A 17,379-nucleotide genomic window follows, 5' to 3' on the forward strand; every position below is an offset into this window, starting at 1 on the left:
GGGAGAGAGTTCAGCTGATGCAGCACGACGAAGCCCCAGGGACCGCACGGGCCGACTGGGACGCACGGATCGCGGTCCGCAGCGACGAGGAACGGGCCTTCGCGTTCCCGGATCTCGATCCGCCCAAGGAGGTCACCGCGGTCGGCGGGGCCGGACAGGTCACCATCGACTGGTCACCGGTGGACGGCGCAGTGGGTTACCTGATCCTGCGCGGGACAGGTGACCACGGCCCGCTCGAGCCGGTCGACCACCACAGCGGTGACGTCCTGTCGGTCCCGGCGCCGCCGTACGTCGACACCACGTGCACCCCGGGGACGACGTACCGGTACGCCGTCGCGAGCGTTCCCGAGGTGACCGTGGCCGGCCGAGCGAGTGCTGCTGTCACCGCGGTGCCGCTCGTTGCCGATGGCACGCTTCCGGTGGTATCGGTGACCGTCGATGCGGTTGCCGAGGGCACCGAGCTGCCGACGCCGTGGGTGCCGATGGTCGGCAGCGAACGGCTCAGTCAACTGCTCTGCACCGATCGCAGCGGCGGCCGGGAGATCGGTGCCGAGCTGGAGCAGGCGCTGCGGCGGATGCACGACGAGATCGGGGTCCGGACGGTCCGGGCGCACGCGATCTTCCACGACGACACCCGGGTCTACACCGAGATCGACGGCGAACCGACGTACGACTTCTCCGTCGTCGACACGATCTACGACAAGCTGCTCGCGATCGGGCTGCGGCCGGTGGTCGAGCTCGGGTTCATGCCGCGCGATCTGGCCAGTGACCCGTCGAAGACCGTGTTCGCGTACGGCGCGATCATCTCGCCACCCAAGTCGTACGAGCGGTGGCACGACCTGGTCCGCGCACTGGTGCGGCATCTCGTCGAGAAGTACGGCCTCGACGAGGTGCTCACCTGGGACTTCGAGGTCTGGAACGAGGCCAACCTGGAGGTGTTCTGGTCCGGCACCAAGGCCGAGTGGCTCCACCTGTACGACGCGACCGCGGCGGCAGTGAAGTCGGTCGACGCACGACTCGCGATCGGCGGACCGTCATCGGCCGCGGCCGGCTGGGTCGACGACCTGCTGGCGCACGCGGCCTCGAACGGGACACCGGTGGACTTCGTCACGACCCACACGTACGGAAGTCCGCCGCTGGACGTCCGCGCCTCGCTGGATCGGCATGGGTTCAGTGATGCGCGGATCCTGTGGACCGAGTGGGGTGTGACGCCGACGCACTTCAACCCGATCAACGACTCGGTGTTCTCCGGCGTGTTCCTGCTCCGCGGGATGCGGTCGGCGGCCGGTCGGGTGGACGCACTTGCCTACTGGGTCGCGTCGGACCACTTCGAGGAGCTGGGCCGCCCGCCGCGGTTCCTGCACGGCGGTTTCGGCCTGCAGACCGTGGGTGGGCTGGCTAAACCGCGGTACCACGCGATGAGTCTGCTGAGCCGGCTCGGTCCGGTCGAGCTGCCGGTGACGCTGACCGGTGACGGTGGCGGGAGTCTGGTGGAGGCATGGGCGTCCCGTGATCGCGACCGGATCGCCGTATTGCTGTGGAATCTGACCCTCGACCAGACCAAGTCCGACGGTGCACCGGAACTGTCCAGGACGGTCCACGTCGAGCTGCCCGGTGTGGATCCGTCCTGGCAGGCCACAGCCACCACTCTCGGCATCGGAGTCGGGGATGTCTCGGCGGCCGCCGCCGAGCTCGGGATCGGCGACTGGCCGACCGATGAGCAGCTGAGCGAGTTGGCCGAACGCAGCCGGATGGTCAGTACTCCGCTGGAGTGGAACGGGTCAGCACTCGACCTGACTTTGCCGATGCCTTCCGCGGTCTTGGTCGAGCTTCGACCGCCTCGAGATTGACCGCTTCCTGGATCCAGCGTTCGACGCCGGCGATGTGCACCGTCGCCCAGGACCTGGCCACCTCCGGCTCGCGCCCCTCGATCGCGTCGAGGATCGCCCGGTGTTCGGCCAGCGTCCGGGCGACGGCGTCGTTCTGGGTCAGGCCGCGCCAGATCCGGGCCCGGTAGGTCGGCTGGCGCAGGCTGTCGATGATCGAGGCGAGTGCGCGGTTGCCGCTGCCGATCGCGAGCAGCCGGTGGAACTCCACGTCACTGGCGAGCAGGTCCTCCACCGACGGCTCCGGGCCGAGCTCGTCGAGCAGCTTGCGCAAGGTGGCGATGTCCGCGTCCGCCATCCGCAGTGCGGCCCGGGCAGCCGCGGCCGGCTCGAGGATCCGCCGTACCTCGAAGAACTCCAGCACGGACGCGTCCTGGTGCAGGTCGAGGACGAACCCCATCGTCTCCATCAGCAGCGCCGGATCGAGACTCGTCACGAACGTGCCGTCACCCTGGCGGACCTCGAGCACCCGGATCAGCGCGAGCGCCTTGACCGCCTCGCGCAGCGAGCTCCGGGACAGGCCGAGGCGCGCGGCCAGATCCGGCTCACGCGGCAGCCGATCGCCGGGCCGCAGCTCGCCGGTCACGATCATCTGCTTGATACGGTCGATCGCCTCGTCGGTGACCCGCACGCACACCTCCTGACCTGACGGTGGAAACATCCGACGTCAGCGTCGCACACATCGGATGTCTGGGCGAGTTCTCCACGCTCAGCATTGGGTTTCGACCCTGAAATAAGGACATGAACTGTTGACTCATGTCAAGTGTTCATCATATAGATCGGATGAATCACTTCGAACTCGAGGTACCAGTTCCCCTGGAGGTCAGGATGTACCGAACACCAGCGCGAGCCCGCCGCTGGGCGATCGCCACTTTGTCGGCCCTCGCGCTGACGGCCGTGGCCGCGTGTGGGGGCAACGACGGCAGCGGTGGCGCCGACAGCTCAGGATCCGCCGACAAGGCCGACCTGACCTGGTCGTTCTGGGTCGGCGGCACCGAGGACCAGGCTGCCTGGCAGAAGGTCGCCGACCAGGCGACCACCGATCACCCCGGCATCACCGTCAAGCTCCAGGGCACCGACTGGAACAACTACTGGGCCAAGATCGGCACCCTGCTGGCCGGCGGCAAGGCGCCCTGCATCATCGGCATGCAGAGCCTGCGGACCGCGTCGTACGCGAGCGCGATGCTGCCGCTGGACGACCTGATGAGCAAGTACGGCCTGAAGGCCGAGGACTTCGACAAGCCGATCATGGACGGCCTCAAGGTGGACGGGAAGCAGATCGCGATCCCATACGACTCCGGCCCGATGGTGATCTTCTACAACCGCGACCTGTTCAAGGCCGCCGGTGTGGCCGAGCCGAAGCCGGGCTGGACGATGGACGAGTTCCAGGCGGCCGCGAAGAAGCTCACCGCCGCCGGGCGCAGCGGCCTGGTGACGACACCCGGCGACCTGGGTGTCACGTCCTGGGTGCGGACACTGACCGGCGCGGAACCGCTCGCCGACGGCAAGCTGAACCTCACCGACCAGAAGTTCGTCGACGGATTCTCCGAGTACGCCGACTTCGTCAAGACCGACAAGATCGCGCCGCCGGTGCCGGGTGGCAACCCCGACTTCGAGACCCAGCAGTTCGTCGCCGGCAAGGCGGCGATGCAGCTGAACGGGCCGTGGTCGCTGATCGACACCAAGGGCAAGGTCAAGTTCAAGCTCGGTATCGCGCCGATCCCGGCCGGTCCCGACGGCTCCAAGACGTACACCGCCGGTTCGGGCTTCGGCATCTCCCGGTCCTGCAAGACGCCGGACGCCGCCTTCCAGGCGATCATGTCGATGACCGGTGAGAAGCCGCTGACCACGCTGGCCGCTGCCGGCCGGGCCTACCCGGCCCGGATCGCCGCGCACCCGGCCTGGTTCACCGCGGCGGGGATCGACGGTGCGAAGGAGACGATCGACTACGCCTCGGAGAACTCGATCCCGCTGGTCACCTCGAAGAACTGGGTCCAGGTGGCTGACCTGCTCAACCGGTTCGGGACCCAGGCGATGAACGGTGAGATCCCACCGGAGCAGGCGCTGAAGACCATCCAGGACCAGGCGGGCGCTGGGTCCTGATGGCTGTGCTTTTGGCCGGGCCTTCGGCGCCGGCAGGGTCATGGGGCCTTGGCTCCCGGCCTTCCCTCGTCACTCCAGTCGCTCCGCTCCCTGCGCTCCTCAGTCCAGGCCGGGAGGCCCCATGACCATCAACACCACTACCGTCGCCCCTCCAGGGCGCGTCCCGCCGGGTAGCAGCCCGGCGGGGCGGCGGCCCGCGCTGCGACGGGACGGCCGGTACGCCGGGCTCTTCCTGGCCCCGAGCCTGGTCGGGCTGGCCTTGTTCACGCTGTTCCCGACCGCGATGGCCCTCGGGATCAGCCTGTTCGACTGGCCGGTGTTCGGCGAACGCACGTTCCTCGGCATCGACAACTACACGCAGCTGCTGAACGACCCGGTGTTCCGCCGGGTGGTGTTCAACACCGCGCTGTTCGTGGTGCTGTACGTACCGCTGAACGTGGTCATCTCGCTCGGGCTCGCGGTCTGGCTGGGACCGAAGATCAAGGGCCGGCAGGCGTTCCGGGTGCTGTTCTTCATCCCGGTGATGACGCCGATGGTGGCCAACGTGATGGTCTGGCGCCTGCTGTTCCAGCCCGGCGGCCTGATCGACACCACGATGCAGAGCTGGTTCGGCGTGACCGCGCCGAACTTCCTCGGGTCGTCGAACTGGGCGATGCTGTCGATCGTGGCGATGTCGGTCTGGCAGGGCTTCGGCTACAACTTCCTGGTCTTCTCCGCCGCCCTCGACCAGGTGCCGCAGTCGCAACTGGAGTCGGCGCAGATCGACGGCGCCGGACCGCTCCAGCGGTTCCGGTACGTCACCTGGCCGATGATCACCCCGTCGATCTTCTTCGCCACCACGATGACGCTGATCACCTCGTTCCAGGTGTTCGCCCAGCCGTTCATCCTGACCCAGGGCGGTCCGGGGGTGTCCACCCAGACCATCGTCATGTTCGTCTACAACCAGGGCTGGCAGTTCCTCACCATGGGACTCGCGTCGGCCGCGGGCTGGGTGCTGTTCGTGATCATCATGGGCATCACCGCGATCCAGTTCCTCGGCCAGAAGCGGTGGGTGCACTATGACGTCTGATACCAGCAGCGCCGTCCGCAAGGTCCGCAGCGGCGTCTCGCACATCTTGCTGATCGTGGTCGGGATCGCCTTCCTCGTGCCCTTGCTGTACGCCGTCTCGACCTCGCTGAAACCGGCCGACGAGGTGTTCACGCCGACACCGGAGTGGATCGGCTCCGAGATCCGCTGGCAGAACTACGCCGACGCGTTCACCTTCGCGCCGTTCGGCCGCTACTTCCTCAACAGCCTGTTCGTCGCGATCGCCGGGACCCTGGTCGTCGTGGTCGCGTCCAGCTTGTCGGCGTACGCGTTCGCCCGGCTGAAGTTCAGGGGCCGTGAGCAACTGTTCGTGCTGTTCCTGGGCACGTTGATGGTGCCGCAGGAAGTGCTGATCGTGCCGATGTACTGGCTGATGCAGTCACTCGGCTGGGTGGACAGCTACTGGGCGCTGATCCTGCCCTGGGCGTTCACCGCCTTCGGCACCTTCCTGCTCCGGCAGTTCTTCCTGACGGTGCCGGTCGAACTGGAGGAAGCGGCCCGGGTGGACGGGTGCGGGCCGATCGGCTCGTTCCTGCGGATCATGCTGCCGCTGGCCCGGCCGGCCATCGCCGTACTGACCGTGTTCACCTTCATCGCCTTCTGGGGCAGCTTCCTGTGGCCGCTGATCATCATCAACAGCGTCGCGGAGAAGGGCACGGTGCCGCTCGGCCTGGCCCAGTTCATCGGCCAGCAGGGCACTCAGTGGAACTTGATGATGGCGGCGTCCGTGATGGCGATGCTGCCGACCGTCCTGCTCGTCATCCTCCTGCAGAAACATCTCGTTCGCGGCCTCCTCGTCACGGGGCTGGGTGGCCGGTGAATCTCTACTACTCCAAGGAGTTGCTGACATGACCGACGCGCCTCCAGCGTCCTCCGTCGAGAAGTTCCGCGACTGGCGGTTCGGCCTGTTCGTCCACTGGGGCCTGTACTCGCTGCCCGCCCGGCACGAGTGGGTGAAGAACCGCGAGCGGCTGACCGACGAGGACTACCAGCCGTACTTCGACCACTTCGAGCCCGATCTCTACGATCCGCGCAAGTGGGCCGCCGCGGCCCGTGAGGCCGGCATGAAGTACGCCGTACTGACGACGAAGCACCACGAAGGCTTCTGCCTGTGGGACTCCGAGGTGTCCGACTACACGGTCACGAAGACGGCGTGGGGCAAGGACCTGGTCGGGCCGTTCGTCGAGGCGTGCCGGGCCGAGGGGCTCGGCGTCGGGTTCTACCACTCGCTGATCGACTGGCACCACCCCGAGTTCCCGATCGACCTGGTCCACCCGCAGCGCGACGACGAGGAGGCCATCGCCAAGGCGGCCGGCCGGGACGTCCAGGTGTACGCCGACTACCTGCACGCGCAGACCCGTGAGCTGCTGACGAACTACGGGCCGATCGACATCATGTGGTTCGACTTCTCGTATCCGGGCCGCACGTACCCCGACGGCCGCGACGGACACGGCAAGGGCCGGGACGACTGGCGGTCCGAGGAACTGATGGCGATGGTCCGGGAACTGCAGCCGGACATCCTGATCAACGACCGGCTGGACATCCCGGGCGACTTCGTCACGCCGGAGCAGTATCAGCCAGACGGACCGATGATGCGCGACGGGCAGCCGGTGCTGTGGGAGGCCTGCCAGACACTCAACGGCAGCTGGGGCTACGACCGCGACAACCTGGACTGGAAGTCGCCCGAGCTGCTGGTGAAGATGCTCATCGACTCGGTCTCCAAGGACGGCAACCTGCTGCTCAACGTCGGTCCGACCGGTCGAGGCGAGTTCGACCCGCGGGCGTTGGCCACGTTGTCCTCGATCGGTGAATGGTTCCGGCTGCACGAGCGGTCGGTGCGCGGCGCCCGTCCGAGCGAGTTCACCCCGCCGGGCGACAGCCGGTACACACAGAAGGGCGATCGGCTCTACCTGCACCTGTTCTCGTGGCCGATGGGCCACGTGCACCTGCCCGGGCTGGCGGGGAAGGTGAAGTACGCGCAGTTGCTGAACGACGCGTCGGAGATCAAGCGGATCGTCAACGACCCGCACCAGACCGCGCAGAACACCACCATGGGTGGCGTCTCGTCCGACGTCCTGACCCTGAAACTCCCCATCCAGAAGCCCAACGCTCTGGTCCCGGTGATCGAGCTGTTCCTCTAGACGATCCGTCCGCGGTTGGCGAGCGGCCTGTCCCGGGGTCTCACCCCTCCCCCGGCCAGGCCGCTCGTCTGCGCCCGACCCGCTCTGGCGACGGGGTCAGTTGCGGTCGATGGGGGTGGGGCGGCCGGGTTGCTCGCCGCCGCGGGCCTCGAGGTAGCTGTTCTTCGGGACCATCACCTTGCGGCGGAACAGGCAGACGACGGTGCCGTCCTGCTTGTAGCCCTTGGTCTCGACGTACACCACGCCGCGGTCGTCCTTGGACTTCGACTCCCACTTGTCCAGCACCACGGTCTCGCCGTAGATGGTGTCGCCGTGGAAGGTCGGGGCGACGTGCCGCAGCGACTCGATCTCCAGGTTGGCGATCGCCTTGCCACTCACGTCCGGTACCGACATCCCGAGCAGGATCGAGTAGATGTAGTTGCCCACCACAACGTTCTTGCCGAACTGGGTGGTCTCCATCGCGTAGTTCGTGTCCAGGTGCAGCGGGTGGTGGTTCATGGTGAGCAGGCAGAACAGGTGGTCGTCGTACTCGGTCACCGTCTTGCCCGGCCAGTGCTTGTAGACCGCCCCGACCTCGAACTCCTCGTAGCTACGCCCGAACTGCATCTTTCGGCTCCTTATCGGTGTCCCCGCAGCCCATGGTGCCGAATCCGGACGTGACTGTGCAGTAGCCCGCGCGTGGCCTACCTCTCAACCGGGCGAGACCTTCGTCACCCGGTGCATCCGGTACGGCGTCAGTCGTGCGGCTGCTGGAACGGGGTCTGCTGCTGGACGGGCCGTTGGGCCGGCTGCTCGGGGATCCGCGGGTTGACCTCACCCTTGAGGGCGAGCTTGGCCAGGTGATTGCGGGCCTCCTCGGCGTACTTGAAGTCGCACAGTACGTCGTACGTCGTCGCGACCACCGCGGTCCGGGAGGTGAAGTCACGCCGGCCGGCCGACTGCGCGTAGCCGAGGCCGCCGAAGACCAGGCCGAAGAAGGCACCGAGGACCACACCGGTCAGCACCGCGGCGATCCAGTTGCCGGTGGTGAACAGGCCGAGCAGCAGACCCACGAACAGACCGAACCACGCACCGCTGGCCAGGCCGGCGGTCAGCGCCTTGCCCCAGGTGAGCCGACCGGTGATCTTCTCCACCTGGCGGAGGTTGTTGCCGACGATGGTCGTGTGCTCGACCGGGAACTTCTCGTCCGAGAGATAGTCGACAGCGCGCTGCGCCTCCCGGTAGGTGTCATAGGTCCCGATTGTCAGGCCGCTCGGCCGGGGGTCCATCGAGGGCATGCCCTGCGTGGTCATCGTCGTTCCTCTCCACGTGCTTCCACCCCCATCATTGCTGACGGCTGGTTACCGCGCCTTGATAGCCTCGCCGTGATGACCGGGCGACGGTGGGACATGGGTGCGACACGCCGGATGGGACGCGTCTTCGCCCGGCGTTCCCCGGGGGTGCCGGAGCCGGTCGATCTGGTCGCCAGCGGCAAGCTGGACGGCGCTCTGGTCGACTGGGCGTTCTACCGCGCCGGCCGCCGCGACACCAAGGTCAACTCCTACACCGAGGCGCTCACCCGGGCCCGGCGCGGGCAGGGGTTCGTCTGGATCGGCCTGTTCCAGCCGAACCAGCGGCAACTCGACATCATCGGCGAGGAGTTCGGCCTGCACCCGCTGGCTCTCGAGGACGCCACCGAGGCGCACCAGCGCCCCAAGCTCGAGCGGTACGACGACACGTTGTTCTCCGTACTGAAGACGGTCACGTACGTGCCGCACGGGGATCTGACCGCCACCAGTGAGGTGGTGGCGACGGGTGAGGTGATGGTGTTCTGCGGGCCTGGGTTCGTCGTCACTGTCCGGCATGGTGAGCACAGCGAGCTGGCCGGTCTGCGGCAGCGGCTCGAGCAGGAGCCGGAGCACCTGGCCGCCGGTCCGGGTGTCGTACTGCACGCCATCGCGGACCATGTGGTCGACCGGTACCTCGAGGTCGCGGACGCCGTACAGGCCGATATCGACCTGATCGAGAGCGAGATGTTCAACCCGCGTGGCTGGCGGAAGATCGACCGGGTCTACCAGCTCAAGCGCGAGGTGCTGGAGCTGAAGCGGGCAGTGGCACCGCTGACCGGGCCGATGCGGGCGCTGTCGACGTTGCGGCACCCGTTGATCAGCGACGAGACCAGGAACTACTTCCGCGACGTCGACGACCACCTGCTGCGAGTGAAGGAGCAGGTGATCTCGTTCGACGAGTTGCTCAGCTCGATCCTGCAGGCCGGGCTGGCCCAGGTGCAGGTGTCCGAGAACGAGGACATGCGGCGGATCTCGTCGTGGGTGGCGATCCTGGCGGTGCCGACGATGATCGCCGGGATCTACGGGATGAACTTCGACTACATGCCGGAACTGCGGATGAAGTACGCGTACTTCGTCGTTCTCGGCGTGATGGCCACCGCGTGCACCGTGCTTTACCGGTTGTTCAAGCGCAACCACTGGCTCTGAGCCGCCCGCTGGCAACCTTCTGCCATGGCCGCCACTACCGAGCTTTTCGATGGTTCAAACGGTTGTGGATCGTTTGAGCGGCTTGATTGAATTCGCCCATCGCGGTCGGTCAGCAACCAACCACATTCTGCGACCGACAGCAGCGCGGGAATGTCGTGACGAACGGGCATCACCAGGGAGGACCGCCGTGCTACGCATCCACTTCACGCCGCGGGACCTCGCCCGCGTCACGGTCGCCGCCACCCCCGCTCCGCTGTGGGAGGTGCTGCTCAGCCTGCACATGCTGCAACAGTCCGACGGCCGGCTGGTCTTCGAGGACTGGCGCCGGCATGTGCGGGCCAAGGTCGCGCCGGACCAGATGCGGCTGCTGCTGGAGCTGACCCCGCCCAAGGGCTACTCCCCTGACTTCCTCACCCCGGCCGAGGCCGGACCGGACTTCGAGACCACGCTGGAGATGACACTGGCGACACCACGCCAGGAGATCCGCCACCAGCTGGAGCTGTTGAGCAAGTACCGCCCGATGTCGCCGTGGACGCGGGAGCTGGCGCAGGGCGAGCGGGCATCGCTGCACAAGCTGGGCCGGGCGATCCGGACCTACCACGCCGCGGCGATCGCGCCGTACTGGAAGTCGATCGGGACGCATGTGTCGGCCGACCATGCGCATCGCGGCGAGGCACTGGCGCGGCACGGGGTGGACCGGCTGCTGTCGACGCTGCACCCGCGAGTGCGATGGGTCGCGCCGGTGCTGCAGGTGCTGGACATGCACGACCGCGATCTCTACCTGGACGGGCGCGGCATCCAGCTGCAGCCGTCGGCGTTCTGCTGGCAGGTGCCGACCAAACTGCGCGACCCGGAGCTGAAGCCGATCCTGGTCTATCCGATCCAGCACGCGCCCGGCATCCTGCGGCAGCAGTCGATGGACGCGCTCCCGTCGAGCGAGCCGCTGAGCTCTCTGCTCGGCTCCACCCGTGCGGCCGCGCTGGAAGCCGCTGTCGCGGGTTGTACGACGACTGAGCTGGCCAAGCGCTGCAAGATCTCACCGGCCGCGGCCAGCCATCAGGCGACGGTACTGCGGCAGGCCGGGCTGATCACCACGCGCCGGGCCGGTGCGTCCGTCCGCCACGAGGTCACCCAGCTCGGTATCTGGCTCCTGTCCGGCCACGGCTCCGGCAGCCTCCGCCAGCCCCAACCACAGCCCCGTATGACGGCCTAGACCCTGCCCCGCCGCGTGCTTGGGCCGACCGGCACCGCCCCGCCCGTCGACCCAGCACGCCGGCTGGTCAGAGCTTGTAGTCCTCGAGCAGGCGGCGGCCGATGATCATCCGCTGGATGTCCGCCGTCCCCTCGCCGATCAGCAGCATCGGCGCCTCCCGGTAGAGCCGCTCGATCTCGTACTCCTTGGAGAATCCGTACCCTCCATGGATCCGGAACGAGTCCTCCACGACCTGGTGGCAGTACTCGCTGGCCAGGTATTTCGCCACCCCGGCCTCGAAGTCGTTGCGGGAGCCGGCGTCCTTCTTCCGCGCCGCCTTCACCATCAGCTCGTGCGCGGCCTCCACCTTGACCGCCATGTCGGCCAGCCGGAACAGCACCGCCTGGTGTTCGGCGATCTTCTTGCCGAACGTCTCCCGCTGCTGTGCGTACGAGATCCCCAGCTCGAACGCGCGCCGCGCCACCCCGCACCCGCGGGCAGCCACGTTCACCCGGCCGACCTCGACACCGTCCATCATCTGGTAGAAGCCCTTACCCGGTACGCCGCCCAGGATCTGGCCGGCGTCGATCCGGTAGCCGTCGAAGACCAGCTCGGTCGTGTCGACGCCCTTGTAGCCCATCTTCTCGATCTTGCCCGGCACGGTGAGGCCCTTGTCCACCTCACCGAACCCCGGCTCCTTCTCGACCAGGAAGGTGGTCATGTTCTTGTAGACCGAGTCCGCGCCCTCGTCGGTCTTCACCAGTACGGCGACCAGATTGCTCGAGCCACCGTTGGTCAGCCACATCTTCTGACCGTTGATCGTGTACGCATCGCCGTCACGCACAGCCTTGGTCTTGATCGCAGCCACGTCCGAACCACAGCCGGGCTCGGACATCGAGAACGCACCGCGCACCTCACCGGTCGCCATCCGCGGCAGGTACTTCTGCTTCTGCTCGTCGGTGCCGTGCTGCAGCAGCATGTACGCGACGATGAAGTGGGTGTTGATGATGCCGGACACGCTCATCCAGCCGCGGGCGATCTCCTCGACGCACAGCGCGTAGGTGAGCAGCGACTCGCCCAGGCCGCCGTACTCCTCCGGGATCATCAGGCCGAACAGGCCGAGCTCCTTGAGGCCCTCGACGATCTCGGTCGGGTACTCGTCGCGATGCTCCAGCTCGGTGGCGACCGGGAGGATCTCCGACTCGACGAACGCGCGGACCGTCTTCAGGATCTCTTCCTGGATATCGGTCAGCCCGTCGGTCTGCTGCAACCTGCTCATCGTCGGCTCCTTGGGTGTCGGTACGCCTTACCCGCGAGTATCGCGGTTCTCAGCATCCCGGCACGAGGGTGACACCCGCTGTGACACCGACCACCTGACGGAGGTCGCGTGCCTCACTCCGGTACGACGGACAGCCTGCTAGTCACCCTGGTTGCGCTCACCGTCGCCGTCCGGCCGCGGCAGGACCTGCCCCACGGCGGCGAAGAGTGCCGAGATCTGCGGAGTGCTCTGCCAGCGATGGTTCCGCTGGGCCTCGGCCAGGCGCTGACGCGCCTCGTAGAAGTGCTTGGACGCGGACTCGATGTTGCCGTTGTCCAGCGCTTCCGCGGCCTGGTCCAGGTCGCGGGCCGCCTCGCGCGGGGCCTTGCTCCGGCTCCCCTGCTCGGTCTGCCGCACCTGCGCGGCCAGCGTCCGCAACGACTGCACCAGCGCCGCCTGCGGGTTCGGCGTCTCCTTCGGAGTCGGCTTGGGCGACGGCGTCTTGGACGGAGTCTTCGAAGGCGTCGGCTTCGGCGTGGTCTTGGGCGCGGCAGACGCCTTGGCCACCGGCGCCGACGGCGTCCCACCGGCGGCAGCAGGCGGATCGGTCGTCACACTCTCCCGCAACATCAGACCGCCGATCACAGCGGCCAGCACGACTGCCATGGGCACGAGCACCTTGGCGAACGGGAAGCCCTTCCGCGGAGCCCGGTGCGTGCCGGTAGCTGCCGGCTCCTCTTCCCAATTCCCAACTCCGAGCGCTTCGGCCGGGGCGTCGTCCTGCTCAGCTGACGGCAGAAACGGCAGCACCTGCGTGTTCGGGGCTGCGGCCAGCAGCGCGGTGACCTCGGCAGCCGAGGTCGGGCGGTCCTCCGGGTCCTTGGCCAGGAGTTGCAGGACCAGGTTGGCGAGCGCCGGCTCCACATCCGTCCGATGGATGGGCTCCGGGGTCGCGTCGAGGTGCTGACGCATCACCGACTCCACGTTCGGTCCGGTGAAGGGCGGCGTACCGCTGAGGAGTTCGTACAGGACGCAGCCGAAGGAGTACCAGTCGCTGGCCGGGGTTGCCGACTGGCCGCGGACCTGCTCCGGTGAGACGTACGACGCCGTACCCAGGAGGACTCCGACGCCGGTGGTCTCCGTGCCGGCGCCCTTCGCGATACCGAAGTCGGTGATCTTGAGGGTGCCATCCGGTGCCAGCAGGAGGTTGGCGGGCTTCACGTCCCGGTGAACGATGCCGGCCGCGTGCGCCGCGTCGAGAGCACGCGCTCCCTGAGTGGCGATGTCGGCGACCAGCTTCCCGCTCGGCAGGCCCGAACTGCGCATCAGCTGCGCCAGGTCAGGGCCGGACACGAGTTCCATCACCAGGAACACGTGCTCGTCCTCAGTACCCACGTCGTACGTCGCGACGACGTTCGGGTGCATCAGCCGCGCGGCCGCCTGCGCCTCGGCGCGGAACCGCACGACCGCGTCCATCGGGTCGCCCTCGAGCCGCCGGAGCAGCTTCACCGCGACCTGCCGGGCCAGCACGGTGTCCTCGGCCTGCCACACCTCACCCGCGCCGCCTCTGCCCAGCAGAGTCAGCAGCCGGTAACGCCCTGCCAGTACCTCGCCGTTCACAACCACACCTTCCGCAGCGGACCGCAACACCTTAGGCGGCCCGGGCGACGAGATCGAGTCCGCACCTGAAACCTCTGCGGAGAGCGATGAAAGTACTACGGTGAGCTTATGAAGCGATCAATCACCGCCCTGATCGCGGCCGCCTTGGTCGCCGCGACGCTGACCACCACGACAGCCACCGCCACGGCCGCGCCTGTTCCGGCCGGTCACCCGAAGCCGGTGGTGAAGTGCGAGTTCACCCCGACGCCGGAGAATCCCGCCGCCAAGCCGGTCCGGATCCCATCGCCGGTCGCCCGCGCGAAGGGCACGGTCGACGTGTACTTCGTGACCAACTACGGACCCTTCGTGGTCCGGATGGACCGCACCAACGCACCCTGCGGGGTGCACAACTTCGTCCACCTGGTGAAGAGCCGGTTCTACGACTCCACCCAGTGCTTCCGGCTGACCAACTCGGCCCGGCTCGGAGTGCTGCAGTGCGGTGACATCTACCGGCAGGAGGAAGGTGGCCCGGGGTACAAGTTCCCCGACGAGGTCACCGGCCAGGAGACCTACCCGCGCGGGACCGTTGCCTACGGCAACCAGGGACCGGGGACCAACGGCAGTGAGTTCTTCGTCGTGCACTCGTTCGCGAACATCGCGCCGAACTACACCGTGCTGGGCCAGGTCATCTTCGGCATGTCCACCTTCGACCGGATGGTCGCCGCCGGTATCGCCGACCCCGACCAGGACGGCCCGCCGGTCAAGCCCATCCGCATCTTCAAGGTCTGGACCCGCTGAGCCCTCGGGGGAGGGTAATTCGGCGTTCATCGGGCTAGCTTGAGGTTGTGGGTACACGTGGACGGCCCCGGCATCCCGACGTACTGACACCAGCCGAGTGGCGGGTCGTGGACATGGTGCGGCACGGGATGTCGAACCGGGAGATCGCGCGGCGGCGTGGGATCAGCACCGATGCGGTGAAGTTCCACGTCGCGAACGCGGTGCTGAAGCTCGGCCTGGACCGCCGGGCCGAGCTTCGGACCTGGCGCGGCGTACCCGTGGACAGTGCCCTGCGAGGACAAGGAGAGCCGGCCATGGCAATGCAGCTAGGTGTGATCGGGCAGATCGCCCGGCCGGTCGGTGACATCCAGACCGCGGTCGACTTCTACGGCAAGGTGCTCGGGTTGCCGCATCTGTACACGTTCGGGGATCTCGCGTTCTTCGACTGTGGCGGGACCCGGCTGTTCCTCAGTGCGAACGACGGGCCGGTGGGCGAGCCCTCGGTGCTGTACTTCCAGGTGGACGACATCCAGGTCGCGTACGACGAACTGCGCGGGCGGGGCGTGGAGTTCGAGAACGCGCCGCACCTGATCCACAAGCACGACAACGGGGTCGAGGAATGGATGGCGTTCTTCCCCGACCCCGATGGTCACCTGCTCGCGATCATGGCGCAGGTGGCGCCGGCCTAGGGTGCGTCTGAGAGACGTGCCCTAGTCCTCGGGCTGCCAGATATCGGTGCGGGTCATGCCCGCGGCGCGGCCCTTGGCGGAGATGACGAGCGCCATCTTGCGGGAGGCCTCGTCGATCATCTCGTCCCCGAGCATCACCGCGCCGCGGGCACCGCCGGCCGCCGAGGTGTAGTGGTCGTAGGCGTCGAGGATGTTCTCGGCGTGGTCGTAGTCGTCCTGGCGAGGCGAGTACACCTCGTTCGCGGCGGCGATCTGGTCCGGGTGCAGCACCCACTTGCCGTCGAAGCCGAGCGCGGCCGACCGGCCGGCCACCCGGCGGAACCCGTCGACGTCCTTGATCTGCAGGTACGGCCCGTCGATCGCTTGCTTCCCGTGCGCACGCGCGGCCATCAGGATCTGCATCAAGATGTAGTGGTAGGCATCACCGACGTCGTACCCGGGCGGCTGCTCGCCGACCACCAGCGACTTCATGTTGATCGACGCCATGAAATCGGCCGGGCCGAAGATGATCGTCTCGACGCGCGGTGACGCCTGTGCGATCGCGTTCACGTTGGTCAGGCCTAGCGCGTTCTCAATCTGCGCCTCGATGCCGATCCGGCCCGGTTCCAGGCCGTGCACCTTCTCCAACTGGGTGAGCAGCAGGTCGAGCGCGACCACCTGCTCGGCGGTCTGCACCTTCGGCAGCATGATGCAGTCCAGGTTCGCGCCGGCGCCGGAGACCACCTCGATCACGTCGGCGTAGGTCCACTCGGTGGTCCAGTCGTTCACCCGGACCACCCGGAGCTTGGTGCCCCAGCCGCCTTCGTTGAGTGCGGCGACGATGTTCTTGCGCGCGTCCACCTTGGCGATCGGCGCGACCGAGTCCTCCAGGTCGAGGAACACCTGGTCGGCGTCCAGCCCCTTCGCCTTGGCCAGGAACCGCGGGTTCGACCCCGGAGTCGCCAGACAAGACCGCCTGCTGCGCAAGACCTGTTCCGCCATCACCGTTCCCTCTCCTCGGGTTACCCGCCGGTCACCGGCAGCGTACGGCGAAACCGCCGACGCTCCGGTGACCCGGCTCACTTCCCCTCAGAGTGTGTCCCGATTCACCGTGCGGTGAGGCCGCAGGCGCGGTTGATGGTTTGTGATGGTGTTGCCGGCAGCGTCCACACCCTCGGTGCGGAGGGTGACCGCACCGGTCGTGTGCTGCAGGCGAGGGTGCTTGAGTACGGCGGTGTACTCGCTGCGACCGGACTTCTTCGTCTTGACCGGCTGCCAGGTCATGCAGGTGCAGCAGGCCGCACGGACCGAACTGCGACGACTGGTCAAGGCAGCGTACGGCCCTCCCCCACTGCATCGTGCGGACTGCAGGACCGTGTACGAGCGCGCAGTACTTGATGCTTCCGGCAACGAGGCTGCTCGCGTGCTCCCGTCGGTGCCGATCCACAAGATCGCCGCCCTGATGCAGGAGCTGGGTGCACGCACTCGCTTCCAGGCTGGCGCGCAGGCAGCCATTCGGGACCTCGGCAACGGCTCGATGTGACAGTCTTGGACCTGTGACCATCGAGGACGCTGCTGCCGAGATCGCCGGTGTCATGAAGAAGGCCGGCCTGGTCTGGCTGTCGTGGAACGATGGCCGGCCGGCTCCGGCCTGGTTCGCCACGGTCGACGGGCAGTACGTCGTACTGGCGGATGCATCCGATGGTGCGGAGCAGCCACTGCCCGGGCTGGCCACGGCAGGTGCCGCCGAGGTCGTCGTACCGGCCAAGCCTGCAACCAGCCGGCTGGCCAGCTGGAAGGCGACGGTACGGCGGCTGGAGCCTGGCAGCGAGGAGTGGACCGCTGCGGCCCAGGTACTGCGCACAGAGCGGCTGAACGCAGCCGAATTGGACCAACAGCTCGAGCGGTGGAAGTCCGAGGCCGACCTGCTCGTGCTGGAGCCCACCGGTGAAATCACCGAGCGAGGCGGCCAGTACGACGACCGCCCACGGGCCGAGTCGCCGATCGGGACCCCCGCGACCACCCGGGGCAAGCCGCCGATCACCCTGCACCGCCGCATCCGCCGCCGCCCGCGCCTGAGCTGAGACGGTGTGTTGGCGGGTTAGCCTTCGATCATGAACGAGCGGAGCGAGTTCATCATCAGGCACAGTGTGGCCTTCCGCTCATCCGCGCCCGGAGCGAAGCGAGGACGGGG

Annotated in this window: 17 protein-coding genes; 11 read left to right on the top strand and 6 right to left on the bottom strand. The window is 67.6% G+C overall.

Features of this window, described 5'->3' with window-relative positions; all coding sequences use genetic code 11:
• Positions 1 to 17 precede the first annotated feature (17 nt).
• Complete coding sequence (locus EV652_RS06695; protein WP_132208105.1) at positions 18 to 1,850, top strand: GH39 family glycosyl hydrolase; 1,833 nt, start codon at positions 18 to 20, stop codon at positions 1,848 to 1,850.
• Here EV652_RS06695 and EV652_RS06700 read toward each other — a convergent pair.
• Positions 1,756 to 2,517 (bottom strand): FadR/GntR family transcriptional regulator, encoded by a 762-nt coding sequence (locus EV652_RS06700; protein ID WP_132208106.1) that lies wholly within the window; start codon positions 2,515 to 2,517, stop codon positions 1,756 to 1,758. The genes EV652_RS06695 and EV652_RS06700 overlap by 95 nt on opposite strands.
• Positions 2,518 to 2,714: 197 nt before the next feature.
• On the opposite strand from EV652_RS06700, the gene EV652_RS06705 reads away from it, so the two are divergent.
• The 4 genes from EV652_RS06705 (at position 2,715) to EV652_RS06720 (ending at position 7,217) form a co-directional block, all read left to right on the top strand.
• A complete protein-coding gene (locus EV652_RS06705; protein WP_158441102.1) occupies positions 2,715 to 3,989 on the top strand; it encodes an ABC transporter substrate-binding protein in 1,275 nt (424 codons plus the stop codon).
• A gap of 121 nt (positions 3,990 to 4,110) precedes the next feature.
• Positions 4,111 to 5,058 carry a carbohydrate ABC transporter permease gene (locus EV652_RS06710; RefSeq protein WP_242001607.1) on the top strand — a complete coding sequence of 316 codons (948 nt, stop codon included), beginning with the start codon at positions 4,111 to 4,113 and terminating at the stop codon, positions 5,056 to 5,058.
• A complete protein-coding gene (locus EV652_RS06715) occupies positions 5,048 to 5,896 on the top strand; it encodes a carbohydrate ABC transporter permease (RefSeq protein ID WP_132208108.1) in 849 nt (282 codons plus the stop codon). Before EV652_RS06710 ends, EV652_RS06715 begins: the two co-directional genes overlap by 11 nt.
• A 28-nt stretch (positions 5,897 to 5,924) precedes the next feature.
• Positions 5,925 to 7,217 carry an alpha-L-fucosidase gene (locus tag EV652_RS06720; protein ID WP_132208109.1) on the top strand — a complete coding sequence of 431 codons (1,293 nt, stop codon included), beginning with the start codon at positions 5,925 to 5,927 and terminating at the stop codon, positions 7,215 to 7,217.
• A gap of 96 nt (positions 7,218 to 7,313) precedes the next feature.
• On the opposite strand, the gene EV652_RS06725 is transcribed toward EV652_RS06720, so the two are convergent.
• Both EV652_RS06725 and EV652_RS06730 read right to left on the bottom strand, forming a co-directional pair.
• Positions 7,314 to 7,823 (bottom strand): MaoC family dehydratase, encoded by a 510-nt coding sequence (locus EV652_RS06725; RefSeq protein ID WP_132208110.1) that lies wholly within the window; start codon positions 7,821 to 7,823, stop codon positions 7,314 to 7,316.
• 128 nt (positions 7,824 to 7,951) lie between these two features.
• A complete protein-coding gene (locus EV652_RS06730; RefSeq protein WP_132208111.1) occupies positions 7,952 to 8,509 on the bottom strand; it encodes a YflT domain-containing protein in 558 nt (185 codons plus the stop codon).
• A gap of 75 nt (positions 8,510 to 8,584) precedes the next feature.
• Here EV652_RS06730 and corA point away from each other — a divergent pair, with 75 nt between their 5' ends.
• The gene (gene corA, locus EV652_RS06735) at positions 8,585 to 9,691 is read left to right on the top strand and encodes a magnesium/cobalt transporter CorA (protein WP_242001608.1); all 1,107 of its coding nucleotides are present in this window, start codon (positions 8,585 to 8,587) and stop codon (positions 9,689 to 9,691) included.
• A gap of 187 nt (positions 9,692 to 9,878) precedes the next feature.
• Positions 9,879 to 10,904 (top strand): ArsR/SmtB family transcription factor, encoded by a 1,026-nt coding sequence (locus EV652_RS06740; protein WP_132208112.1) that lies wholly within the window; start codon positions 9,879 to 9,881, stop codon positions 10,902 to 10,904.
• Between the two features lie 67 nt (positions 10,905 to 10,971).
• Here the strand turns inward: EV652_RS06740 and EV652_RS06745 are convergent, their stop codons facing one another.
• A complete protein-coding gene (locus EV652_RS06745) occupies positions 10,972 to 12,162 on the bottom strand; it encodes an acyl-CoA dehydrogenase family protein (RefSeq protein WP_132208113.1) in 1,191 nt (396 codons plus the stop codon).
• Positions 12,163 to 12,300: 138 nt separating this feature from the next.
• On the bottom strand, positions 12,301 to 13,761 hold the full coding sequence (locus EV652_RS06750; protein WP_132208114.1) for a serine/threonine-protein kinase: 1,461 nt from the start codon (positions 13,759 to 13,761) through the stop codon (positions 12,301 to 12,303).
• Positions 13,762 to 13,869: 108 nt separating this feature from the next.
• On the opposite strand from EV652_RS06750, the gene EV652_RS06755 reads away from it, so the two are divergent.
• The gene (locus EV652_RS06755; protein WP_132208115.1) at positions 13,870 to 14,538 is read left to right on the top strand and encodes a peptidylprolyl isomerase; all 669 of its coding nucleotides are present in this window, start codon (positions 13,870 to 13,872) and stop codon (positions 14,536 to 14,538) included.
• 47 nt (positions 14,539 to 14,585) lie between these two features.
• Positions 14,586 to 15,206 carry a VOC family protein gene (locus EV652_RS06760; protein WP_132208116.1) on the top strand — a complete coding sequence of 207 codons (621 nt, stop codon included), beginning with the start codon at positions 14,586 to 14,588 and terminating at the stop codon, positions 15,204 to 15,206.
• A 21-nt stretch (positions 15,207 to 15,227) separates the two neighbouring features.
• Here EV652_RS06760 and EV652_RS06765 read toward each other — a convergent pair whose 3' ends face one another.
• Entirely contained in the window at positions 15,228 to 16,187 is a 960-nt protein-coding gene (locus EV652_RS06765; RefSeq protein WP_132208117.1) for an HpcH/HpaI aldolase/citrate lyase family protein, read from the bottom strand.
• A gap of 220 nt (positions 16,188 to 16,407) precedes the next feature.
• Between EV652_RS06765 and EV652_RS06770 the strand changes: the two genes are divergently transcribed.
• Together EV652_RS06770 and EV652_RS06775 are read left to right on the top strand one after the other, a co-directional pair.
• Complete coding sequence (locus EV652_RS06770; RefSeq protein ID WP_132208118.1) at positions 16,408 to 16,728, top strand: hypothetical protein; 321 nt, start codon at positions 16,408 to 16,410, stop codon at positions 16,726 to 16,728.
• 13 nt (positions 16,729 to 16,741) lie between these two features.
• Positions 16,742 to 17,269 carry a hypothetical protein gene (locus tag EV652_RS06775; protein ID WP_132208119.1) on the top strand — a complete coding sequence of 176 codons (528 nt, stop codon included), beginning with the start codon at positions 16,742 to 16,744 and terminating at the stop codon, positions 17,267 to 17,269.
• Positions 17,270 to 17,379 lie beyond the last annotated feature (110 nt).

The sequence above is a fragment of the Kribbella steppae genome (assembly GCF_004342025.1).
In the GTDB taxonomy this organism is placed as follows: domain Bacteria; phylum Actinomycetota; class Actinomycetes; order Propionibacteriales; family Kribbellaceae; genus Kribbella; species Kribbella steppae.